The following is a 10,068-nucleotide window of genomic DNA, read 5'->3' as shown; positions in this document are numbered from 1 at the left end:
GCAGCCATCCGCGCACTGGCGCGCGCTGCTCGAAGGCACCGATGCGTGTTTCGCGCCGGTGCTGAGCGTGGTCGACGCGGCCGTGCACCCGCACAACGCGGCGCGCGGGATCTATCGGACCGATGAGCACGGGAACGTGCGGGCGCGGGTGGCGCCGCGGTTTTTGCCGTTGGCGGGGGATGAGACAGACTAGGGCTGTCTTTCAGGAGGTGGTTTCCGTTCGTCGACGGTCGAGTGTCGAGTGCATCAGAGTGTCAATTTTGGTGCTTAGTCTCGTATCAAATTAAGTACAATCGGCGCTCGATTGGAGAAAGAGCAGATATGCCTCATACCATTCTGGCTAGCGTCTCGGAGCTGAAGCGGAATCCGATGGGAACCGTTGCCGCGGGCGAGGGTTTTCCGGTCGCCTCCTGAATCACAACGAACCCGCGTTCTACTGCATTCCCGCGAAGACGTGGGAGGCGATGGTCGAACGCCTGGAAGACACCGACGACAATGCGTTGGCCGATTCGCGCGCCAGGGAGAAGATCGTCAAGGTCAATTTGAATGACCTTTGATCTCGCCTTTCTCGAGCCTGCATTGAAGGGGGAAGCTCGATCGCACCGTGCGCGATCAATTCAAGGCCAAGCTCGCCGAGCGGCTCGCGCATCCTCGTATCCCGTCAGCCAAATTGCATGGCCACCCGGATCGCTACAAGATCAAGCTGCGCGGTGTCGGTTATCGCCTCGTCTACGAAGTGCGCGACGCGGAAGTCATCGTGCTGGTGGTCGCGGTGGGCCGCCGCGAGCGTGATGCGGTCTATCTGGCTGCGATGAAACGCTAGCGCGACAGGCGTCGCGGCATCGATGCTTGCCGACGCAGCAATTCACGCCGTCTCCACCGGCGCATCCGGCATCTTGCCGTCGCCGACGCGGTTGATCGTGCCTTGCGCGATCGCGACGAGCCGCTCGTGATCGCCGTCGATGACGAACACGTGGCACTGGCAGGTCGCCTGGTGCCGGCCCGCGTAGACGAGCTTCGCGCGGGCGACGAGCGTGCCGTTCACGGCCGGCCGCAGATAGTTGATCTTGTATTCGGCGGTGATCACGCGCGGGCCGAGCACGAGCGCGCCGGCGAACGTCAGCGCGTTGTCCGCGAGATAGCTGATGACGCCGCCGTGCACGAAACCATGCTGCTGCCGTAGTTCCTCGCGCACGGGCAGACACAGCGACACTTCGTTGTCGCCGATATGCATCAGCTCCGTGCCCAGCAGCATGCTGAACGGCTGCGCGCGCAATGCGCCGCGCGCGTGGTCCGTGATGTCGGTCATCGAACTTCCTTGAAATGAGTGCCCGCTTGCGCTGAACTCTAGGAAGGGGGCTCCGGATAAGCAAGGAAATTCGTCCGCGTTTCGTGCAAATCCCGGCGCGATGCGACGCGATTATTGCGTCGAATACGCAAGATCTCCGCGTTTGCGGGCGATTCGACGCGAATGCGCGCGCGAAGCGCGCGATTGACCTGCGTGGTGGCCATTCCGCCTAAAGTCCGACGAAGAAATGCCGCTAATGCCGGGGCATTGCCTCATCGTCCGCTCTCCAGGAATCCCCATGTTCGGAAAAATCAAGCTCGCGTCGGGTCTGCTCGGCGTGTTGACCGTGTTCTGCCTCTTCCTGTTCGCGATCGAAGCGCTCGGCTTCTGGGCGCTCACGTCGACGCGCAGCGGCGTCGACGATCTGTCGAACGTCGCGATCGCGCAGGTCGACGCGGCCAGCCGGGCGACCGAGCAACTGCTCGACGCGCGCATCAACCTGTCGCGTGCCGGCACGCGGATGGTGCGCGGCGGGCCGAAGCCCGAGGACATCATCCGTCACGCGGGCACGTCGCTCGCGGAAGCGGACAAGGCGTTCGCGGTACTGACGGCCGCGCAGGCGGTCGACGACACCAACCGCGCGCGCGTCGCGGCGCTCACCGAGCGCTATCGCGCGCTGCGCGGCGCGCTGGGCGAGCTCGTGCAGTTCCTCGACGCCGACAACATCCAGGCGTTCCTCGACCAGCCGACCCAGGGCTTCCAGGACGCGTACATCGCCGAGCTGCATCGCTTCACCGACTATGGCGGCACGTCGAGCCGCGCGGCGCTCGACACGATCGACGGCGGCATGCTGTGGTTCAAGTCGGTCGGCATCGTGCTGCTGGTGGCGATGCTCGCGGCGAGCGCCGCGATCTACGCGGCCGCGCGGCGCGCGGTCGTCGCGCCGCTGGAGCAGGCCGGCCGCCATTTCGAGCGGATCGCGCAGGGCCGTCTCGACGAAGCCGTGCAGGCGGGCGGCGTGTTCGAGATCGACCGGATGCTGCGCGCCCTCGGCGCGATGCAGACGAGTATCGCGGGCACCGTGCGCACGGTGCGCCAGGCGTCCGATGCGATCCACCTCGGCGCGGGCGAGATCGCGGGCGGCAACGCCGACCTGTCGGCGCGCACGGGCACGCAGGCCGCGTCGCTTGAGGAAACCGCCGCGAGCATGGAGGAATTGACCGCGACCGTCCGGCAGAACACCGACAGCGCGCGCGCGGCGAGCGCGCTGGCCGACGCGGCGCTCGAAGCGACGAGCCACGGCGGCGGCGTGGTCGACAGCGTGATCGACCGGATGCGCGGCATCGCGCAGAGCTCGGGGCGCATCGCGGAGATCATCTCGGTGATCGACGGCATCGCATTCCAGACCAACATCCTCGCGCTGAACGCGGCGGTCGAGGCCGCGCGGGCCGGCGAACAGGGGCGCGGCTTCGCGGTGGTCGCGGGCGAAGTGCGCTCGCTCGCGCAGCGCAGCGCGCAATCGGCGAAGGAGATCAAGGCGCTGATCGAGGATTCGGTCGCGCAGATCAACGGCGGCGCGGAACTCGTCGAGCGCGCCGGCGACGCGATGCGCACGGTGTCGGCGTCGATCACGCGCGTCGTGCAGACGATGTCGGAGATCACGGCGGCGTCGGTCGAGCAGAGCGTCGGGATCGAGCAGGTGAACCAGGCCGTCACGCAGATGGATCAGCTCACGCAGCAGAATGCGGCGCTGGTCGAGGAAGTCGCGGCGGCGGCCGCATCGCTGAACGACCAGACCGCGCACCTGATGCAGGCGGTGTCGGTGTTCGAACTGGGCGACGGACGCGTCGCCCACGGCGGCCGCGCGGCGCCGTCGTTCGCCGCGACGGATTACGAACCGGTCGGCAGCGCCGCGTAGGCGGTCGCGAGGTGATAGGGCGTCGTCGACGGCATGTCGGCGCGCGATACCTGTCCGTCCGCCGTCTTGCATTCGAACCAGCCGCGCGGATGCAGGAAGCGCGTGGCGAACCGCTCGATCTGGCGCGCGAGCGGCGCGGAGGCCGGCGTGCCGCCGTGCGTTGCGAGCGCGCGCAGGTATTCGGTCTGCGCCCAGATCCGCTGCGTGCCGTCGATGCATGCGCCTTGCGCGTCGAGCGCCGCGCACACGCCGCCCGTCTGCGGATCGACGCCGTATTGCTCGGCGAACGCGAACGCGCGCGACAGCGCGGCGGGCAGCCCGGTCTGCGCGAGCCGCGCACCGGCCGCATCGACCAGATAGAACCACTCGAACTGATGGCCGGGCTCGAAACGGTTGTCGGCTGATCCGAGCGGCAGCTCGGCCACGCAGCCGGTCGCCGCATCGACGAACGTGCGCTCGACGGCCTGCGCGGTGCGTGCGAGCGCATCGTCGAATGCCGGGTCGCCGAACGCATCGGCGGCCGCGAGCCACGCTTCGGTCAGGTGCATCAGCGGATTCTGCAGCGCACCGCTGCCGGATGACGAGAAGTCGGCATGGCGCGCGGCATCGAGCAACGCGTCGCCGTGGCGCGGCGCGAAGCGGTCCTGGATCAGCGCGGCGGTTTCCTCGGCCACCGTGCGCGCGGCGGCGTCGCCCGACGCCGCATGCCACGCAGCGCACGCGAACACGATGAACGCGTGCGTATAGAGATCCTTGGTCGTATCGAGCGGTGCGCCCTGCGCATCGACGCTGTAGATCCAGCCGCCGTGGCGCGGGTCGCGAAAGTGCCGGCACAGCGCGTCGAACAGCGTGGCCGCGTGGGCGGTGTCGCCGGCCTGCGCGAACACGAAGAGTTGCCTTGCGCACGCCATTGCGCGATAACGGGTCACGGGCAGCGGCGCGTGGGTGGCCGGATCGACGGCCTCGAACGGCAATTGCAACGCCGAGTCGAACCCTGAACCCCGCCAGATCGGCAAGACGACGTGCGCGAAATGGTGGCGCAACTGGGCGGCCTGGGCGGAAGCGGAGTCGGAAACGGACATGGCGGGGTTGAGCGCTTGGATCGAAACGTGTCGGCGCGGCCCGGAGAATCGGCGCGGCCGGGGCCAAGGATAAAACATTCCGCGCGGCCGGCACCAAAAAAAGGAGAGAAATCGGATGCTCAGCAACCTGGAACTCGTGATGCGGCTCGTTCTCGCGGCGGCGCTCGGCAGCGTCATCGGCTTCGAGCGCGAGCGCCTGTCGTGGGCGGCCGGCCTGCGCACGCACATGCTGGTGTGCGTCGGCTCGACGCTGATCATGATCGTGTCGGCGTTCGGTTTTGCCGACGTGCTCGGCACCAGCGACCACGTCGTGCTCGATCCGTCGCGGATCGCCGCGCAGGTCGTATCGGGCATCGGCTTCCTCGGCGCGGGTTCGATCCTGCTGCGCGGCGAGATCGTGCGCGGGCTGACGACGGCCGCGAGCCTGTGGTCGGTCGCGGCGATCGGCCTGGCGGTGGGCGGCGGGCTCTATGTCGCGGCGATTTCCGCGACGATCATCATCCTGATCATCCTGGCCGGCATCAAGCCGCTGGAGCGGCGCTATTTCACGGTGCGCCAGCGGCGCCAGCTTGCGTTGACGGTCGCGAGCGGCACGCTGACGTTCGATTCGCTGCACGCGGCGCTCGGCCCGGACAGTGCGCGCGTGAAGCAGTTCATCGTGCAGCGTGCCGACGACGCGGGGGAGCAGGACGAGGTGCGCATCGCGCTGGCGCGCGTATCGGAACTCGAATACAAGGCCATCTGCGCCAAGCTGCGCGCGCTGCCCGGCGTCACGCGCTTCGACGGCGGGAACGGGCTGGCGGGCGACGAATAGCGTGACTCGATTGCGTGACTCGGTTGCGGGGCGTGCGACAATGGCCGGCCACCGATTCCGTTCGACATCCGGGTTCGCGTCTGCGGGCCCCGCTATCCGATTTCCATGACCGAATCCGTTTCCACGCCTCGCTCCCGCTCCCGTTCCACCCGTTCGTCGGCCCGTTCGCGCCCGCGCTCGGCCGCTGCCGCAGGCAGCACGTCCGCCAGGGCGACGGCGCGATCCGGCAGCGCACCGGCCGGCGACGCGCCGCGCGACGAACGGACGCTCGACCTGTTCGGCGATCCGGTGCTGGAGCCGGGCGAGCGCATGCCGGTGACGGCGCACGAGGAAGCGCTGGTGGAAGCCGATGCGGCGGCCGTTGCCGATGACGGGCGACAGGCTACGCTGGACGGGTTCGTCCCGCCGGCGGATGCGGCGGCAACGCATGCGGAAGCGGAAAGGACGGCGGCGCAGGATGGGGCGGTCGAGGCCGTTTCCGTTTCGACACCTGAAGGCGATGTGGCCGCGAACGTCGACGGCGCATCGGCAGAGGGGCTTGCAACGCAGGCCGCCGATTCGCCTGCGGTCGATGGCGGCGTAACGCAGATCGACGTGCCCGCGGTCGACCGCGCCGCGAACGCGGAGACGAAGCTGGAAGCCGAAGATGGCGCTGCGGCGCAGGCGGCGGAGTCGCCAGCGGCAAATGGCGAAGTCGCGAAGCCTGTCGTCGAGGCGGCGGTCGTCAAATCCCGCGAAGGGAAATCTTCGGGCGACGCCGTGAAGGAGCGCCGCGCGTCATCGGGCAGCAAACGCCGGGTCGCTGCCGGCGCCAATGAAGCGGCGGCGACGCCAGCCGCACCGGTTGCGACGAGCGTCGATTCGAAGCCGGAAGCGGTTGACTCGAACCTGCCGCTGGTCGTCGCCGCGCCGGTCGAGCCACAGACGCCGGCACAGCCGACCCAGCCGACCCAGTCGGCACAGTCGGCACAGTCGGTGCGGCCGCTCGAACCGGCAATCGCCACACCTTCCGCGAAGCCCCGCGACACGACCCCGCAGCCCGACGTTTCGCCGTCGCCGGTTGCGCAGCCGGCGGTATCCGCCGCCTCGTTCGTGACCAAGCCCTCGTCGGAGCGCCCGCAACCGCCCGCGCCGGCCTTCGATCCAGACACGCACCTGCGCCCGCTGACCGACCGGCTCGCCGCGCTGCAGTCCGACGTGGACGGACTGACGCGGTCGGCCGATCGCGAGATGCGCCGCGTCAACCGGCTGCTGCTGGCGCTGGCCGTCGTCGTGCTGGTAGGGCTCGTCGCGCTGGTGCTGCAAACGCGGCAGATCGCGCACCTGAAGCAGGACGTGGCCACCCAGCAGCAACGGATCGATCGCCTCGCGGCCGATCTGTCGACGCAGCAGGCCACGCTGATGACGCTCGAGGAGCACCACGAAGCGCTCCTGTCGCAAGTCGACCGGCTTCAGCGCAGCGCGAACCGCGAGGCGGCCGTCGCGAAGCGGGTTCGTCGCACCCGCTAACGTTTCGACCCTATCCTGACAGCCCGATGCAGCAAGGATCGCCGCTTCCCGCCGGCGATCGGCTGTCGCGCGGGTGCGGCAAACCGATGCAGTTCGCTGGCAGAGTTCAGGGAAAACCCTTAGAATGGAGGCGTTCTAAGGGAAAACCCTAGCCATATCTGTCAGGAGTCTCACATGAGCTTCATCTTCGCCCTGCTGCAAAAAATCGACGACCTGTTCGTGTCCCCGCACCTGCCGCTCGACGCCGAATACTCGTACGCCGCACGTCACGCCGAAGCCGAGCGCGTGCGCCGTGCAAACCTGGTGCCGATCGTCCTGTACCGTCGCTGATTCGCTGATTCGGCGCGGCGTCCGCCGTACCTGCTCGCCCGTTTTCCACCGCCGCCTCGCGCGCCGGTGCGACCGTCCCGTTACACTGGAAGTCCGATTCCGTTCACGGCGACCGGGCCATGCTGCAGATGCGGCCGATGACGGCCGGCGAATTCCACGCGTACCGCACGCGAGCCATCCACGGCTACGCGAGCGATCTCGTTTCCTCCGGGCAAAATGCTGTCGAAGACGCGGCCGATCGTGCGCGCGCCTGTTTCGACACGCTGCTGCCGGACGGCCTGCTGACCGCCGGCCAGACCCTCGTCACGCTCATCGACGGCGCCAGCGGCGACACGGTGGGCGACCTCTGGTACGCGATCGTCCCCGAAGGGCCGAACCGCACGCTGTTCATCTACGACCTCGACATCGTCCCGTCCCGGCGCCGCCAGGGCTGGGCCACGCGTGCGCTCGATGCGCTCGACGCCGAGGCGCGTCGCTACGGCGTCACCGAGATCGGGCTGTCGGTGTTCAATCACAACGCGGCGGCGCGTGCGCTGTATCGTTCATGCGGCTTCGTGCCGATCACCACGACGTTGATCAAACCGGTCGTGTCGGACTGAATCCGCGGGCTCGCGATGCATCGTCATGGGGTTGTGCGATTCGGCACACTGCGTAGCTGGCCAATGCCGGCACGCTCCGTGATCCTCTGACCGCCCACCGCCCACCGCCCACCGCCCACCGCCCACCGCCCACCGCCCACCGCCCACCGCCCACCGCCCACCGACCGCCGAACGGCCCATTCGGCTATCCCGCCTTCACGGCCCGCCGCATCAACGCGCGCGGCCTTTCCATCTCCGCAGCAGCAACGCGTTGGTCACGACGCTGACGCTGGAAAACGCCATCGCCGCGCCCGCGATCACCGGGTTCAGCAAGCCGAGCGCCGCGAGCGGCACGCCGACCAGGTTGTACACGAACGCCCAGAACAGGTTCTGCTGGATCTTGCGGTACGTGCGTTTGGAAATGTCGATCGCATCGGCGACGAGCGCCGGGTCGCCGCGCATCAGCGTGATGCCGGCCGTGTGCATCGCGACGTCGGTGCCGGTCGCCATCGCGATGCCGACGTCCGCCGCGGCGAGCGCGGGCGCATCGTTGATCCCGTCGCCGACCATCGCGACGACGCCCCCGTGCGTGCGCTTCAGCTCGGCGACGACCCGCGCCTTGTCGTCGGGCAGCACCTGCGCATGCACTTCGCCGATGCCGAGCGCCGCCGCGACGGCCGTCGCGCTGCCGCGGTTGTCGCCCGTCACGAGCGCACTCGCGACGCCGCGCGCCGACAGCGCCGCGATCGCGTCGCGGGCGCCCGGCTTCACGGTGTCGCCGAAGGCGATCAGCGCGAGCACCGCGCGCGGCGCATCGGCACGCATCAGCCACGAGATCGTGTTGCCCGCGCGTTCGAGTTCCGCCGCGCGCGCATCGAGCGCCGGCGGCACCGCGATGCCGAGTTCGTCGCGCCAGCGCGTGCTGCCGAGCGCAAGCTGTTGCCCGCCGACGTGCGCTTCCACGCCGCGCCCGGCCACCGCGCGCGCATCGGTCGCGACGACCGACGCGGCTGCGCCGCCCTGTGCGGCCACGTCCGCGTCGTGCGCGACGACCACCGCACGCGCGAGCGGATGGTCGCTCTGCCGCTGCACGGCCGCCGCGAGCGCGAGCGCTTCGGCGCGCGGTATGCCGACGGCGTCGAACGCCGTCACGGACGGTTTGCCTTCGGTCAGCGTGCCGGTCTTGTCGAACGCGATCACGGTCGTGCGTTGCGCAAGCTCGAGCGCTTGCGCGTCCTTGATCAGCACGCCGTGCCGGGCCGCGACGCCTGTGCCGGCCATGATCGCGGCGGGCGTCGCGAGACCGAGCGCGCACGGGCACGCGATCACGAGCACCGCGACCGCGTTGAGGATCGCGGTTTCCGTCCCGGCGCCGGCGATCAGCCAGCCGACCAGCGTCAGCACGGCGATGCCGAGGATCGCCGGCACGAACACCTCGCTGACGCGATCGACGAGCCGCTGGATCGGCGCCTTCTCGGCCTGCGCGGATTCGACGAGGCGGATGATGCGCGCGAGCGTCGTCTCTGCGCCGATCGCGGTGGTTTCGACGACGAGCGCACCTTCGCCGTTGATCGAGCCGGCCGTGACGGCGTCGCCATCGTCCTTCGGCACGGGCAGGCTTTCACCGGTGATCAGCGATTCGTCGATGTGCGAGCGGCCCGACACGATCCGTCCGTCGACGGGCACGCGCTCGCCGGGCCGGATGCCGACGCGCGTGCCGACGCGCACCTGCGACAGCGGCACGTCGCGTTCGACGCCGTGCTCGACGACGCGCGCACGGTCGGGGCGCAGCGCGTTCAGCGCGCGGATCGCCTCGGTGGTCTGGCGCTTCGCGCGCGATTCGAGCCACTTGCCGAAGCGCACGAGCGTGACGATGACGGCCGACGCTTCGAAATACAGATGGCCGGGATGCGCGGGATCGCGCAGCAGCATCCACAGGCTCAGCCCGTATGCGGCCGACGTGCCGAGCGCGACGAGCAGGTCCATGTTGCCGGTGCGTGCCTTCACCGCATGCCAGGCCGCGCGGTAGAAGCGCGCGCCGAAGCCGAACTGCACGATCGACGCGAGCACGAGCTGAAGCCAGCCGGGCAGCATCAGGTCGATACCGAACGGTGCGGCGAGCATCGGCGCGACGAGCGGCGCGCTCAGCACGGCGGCGCCGATCACGAGGTTGCGTTCGCGAATCGCTTCGCGGCGCTTGCGTGCGTCGGGGTCCTGCGCGGGGCTGGCTGGCTGTAAGTCGGCGCCGGCCGGTGCGCTGGCGGGTGACGCGGCCGGAAGCGACGCACGGTAGCCGGCTGTGGTGACCGCCGCGATCAGCGTGGCGGCGTCGAGTGCGCCGGCGCCGTGCACCGACGCGCGTTCGGTCGCGAGGTTGACCGTCGCGCGGGCGACGCCCGGCACGGCGGCCAGCGCCTTTTCGACGCGGCCGGCGCAGGACGCGCACGTCATGCCGCCGATGTCGAGTTCGACGTCGGCGGAAGCGGGCGTGGCAGCGGAAGTTGCGGGCCGAGCCGAGACGGCGATCGGTGTTGCGCCGTAGCCTGCCT

9 protein-coding genes and 2 pseudogenes are annotated in these 10,068 nt (G+C 69.4%); 8 read left to right on the top strand and 3 right to left on the bottom strand.

The genetic code is table 11. From position 1 onward, the window contains the following. The 3 genes and pseudogenes from JMF90_RS10330 to JMF90_RS10320 form a co-directional block, all read left to right on the top strand. A pseudogene (locus JMF90_RS10330) lies at positions 1 to 193 on the top strand (CoA transferase); the annotation flags it as partial. A gap of 128 nt (positions 194 to 321) precedes the next feature. Then, positions 322 to 557: pseudogene (locus tag JMF90_RS10325) on the top strand (type II toxin-antitoxin system Phd/YefM family antitoxin). A 47-nt stretch (positions 558 to 604) separates the two neighbouring features. Next, a complete protein-coding gene (locus JMF90_RS10320) occupies positions 605 to 823 on the top strand; it encodes a type II toxin-antitoxin system RelE/ParE family toxin (RefSeq protein WP_011548923.1) in 219 nt (72 codons plus the stop codon). A gap of 42 nt (positions 824 to 865) precedes the next feature. Here the strand turns inward: JMF90_RS10320 and JMF90_RS10315 are convergent, their stop codons facing one another. Next, positions 866 to 1,309, bottom strand: coding sequence for a PaaI family thioesterase (locus tag JMF90_RS10315; protein ID WP_006480333.1), 444 nt, complete (start codon positions 1,307 to 1,309; stop codon positions 866 to 868). 277 nt (positions 1,310 to 1,586) lie between these two features. On the opposite strand from JMF90_RS10315, the gene JMF90_RS10310 reads away from it, so the two are divergent. Beyond that, positions 1,587 to 3,206: a methyl-accepting chemotaxis protein gene (locus JMF90_RS10310; protein WP_011548924.1), complete on the top strand. Its 1,620-nt coding sequence runs from the start codon at positions 1,587 to 1,589 to the stop codon at positions 3,204 to 3,206. Here JMF90_RS10310 and JMF90_RS10305 read toward each other — a convergent pair. Next, positions 3,179 to 4,288 carry an AGE family epimerase/isomerase gene (locus JMF90_RS10305; RefSeq protein ID WP_027812333.1) on the bottom strand — a complete coding sequence of 370 codons (1,110 nt, stop codon included), beginning with the start codon at positions 4,286 to 4,288 and terminating at the stop codon, positions 3,179 to 3,181. The two genes, JMF90_RS10310 and JMF90_RS10305, sit on opposite strands and share 28 nt — an antisense overlap. Before the next feature lie 115 nt (positions 4,289 to 4,403). Here JMF90_RS10305 and JMF90_RS10300 point away from each other — a divergent pair, with 115 nt between their 5' ends. From JMF90_RS10300 to JMF90_RS10285, 4 genes are all read left to right on the top strand, one after another. Beyond that, positions 4,404 to 5,102 (top strand): MgtC/SapB family protein, encoded by a 699-nt coding sequence (locus JMF90_RS10300; protein ID WP_011548926.1) that lies wholly within the window; start codon positions 4,404 to 4,406, stop codon positions 5,100 to 5,102. A gap of 105 nt (positions 5,103 to 5,207) precedes the next feature. Beyond that, on the top strand, positions 5,208 to 6,611 hold the full coding sequence (locus JMF90_RS10295; protein ID WP_175804397.1) for a flagellar hook-length control protein FliK: 1,404 nt from the start codon (positions 5,208 to 5,210) through the stop codon (positions 6,609 to 6,611). A gap of 174 nt (positions 6,612 to 6,785) precedes the next feature. Further along, a complete protein-coding gene (locus JMF90_RS10290; protein WP_011548928.1) occupies positions 6,786 to 6,941 on the top strand; it encodes a hypothetical protein in 156 nt (51 codons plus the stop codon). Positions 6,942 to 7,060: 119 nt separating this feature from the next. Beyond that, complete coding sequence (locus JMF90_RS10285; RefSeq protein WP_011548929.1) at positions 7,061 to 7,540, top strand: GNAT family N-acetyltransferase; 480 nt, start codon at positions 7,061 to 7,063, stop codon at positions 7,538 to 7,540. A 210-nt stretch (positions 7,541 to 7,750) separates the two neighbouring features. Here the strand turns inward: JMF90_RS10285 and JMF90_RS10280 are convergent. Continuing rightward, positions 7,751 to 10,068: cation-translocating P-type ATPase (locus JMF90_RS10280; protein ID WP_201325085.1), on the bottom strand; the 2,318-nt coding region annotated here is incomplete at its 5' end.

The organism is Burkholderia sp. E168m23 (assembly GCF_016586125.1).
Classification (GTDB): domain Bacteria; phylum Pseudomonadota; class Gammaproteobacteria; order Burkholderiales; family Burkholderiaceae; genus Burkholderia; species Burkholderia orbicola.
Note: the sequence above shows the minus strand (reverse complement) of the source record. Positions and strands in the feature narration are given on the sequence as shown.

Bases quoted from the DNA above. Each gene is read 5' to 3' on its own strand.
- JMF90_RS10315 (WP_006480333.1), bottom strand. From the start codon at position 1,309: ATGACCGACATCACGGACCACGCGCGCGGCGCATTGCGCGCGCAGCCG.
- JMF90_RS10310 (WP_011548924.1), top strand. From the start codon at position 1,587: ATGTTCGGAAAAATCAAGCTCGCGTCGGGTCTGCTCGGCGTGTTGACC.
- JMF90_RS10305 (WP_027812333.1), bottom strand. From the start codon at position 4,288: ATGTCCGTTTCCGACTCCGCTTCCGCCCAGGCCGCCCAGTTGCGCCAC.
- JMF90_RS10295 (WP_175804397.1), top strand. From the start codon at position 5,208: ATGACCGAATCCGTTTCCACGCCTCGCTCCCGCTCCCGTTCCACCCGT.
- JMF90_RS10300 (WP_011548926.1), top strand. From the start codon at position 4,404: ATGCTCAGCAACCTGGAACTCGTGATGCGGCTCGTTCTCGCGGCGGCG.
- JMF90_RS10285 (WP_011548929.1), top strand. From the start codon at position 7,061: ATGCTGCAGATGCGGCCGATGACGGCCGGCGAATTCCACGCGTACCGC.
- JMF90_RS10290 (WP_011548928.1), top strand. From the start codon at position 6,786: ATGAGCTTCATCTTCGCCCTGCTGCAAAAAATCGACGACCTGTTCGTG.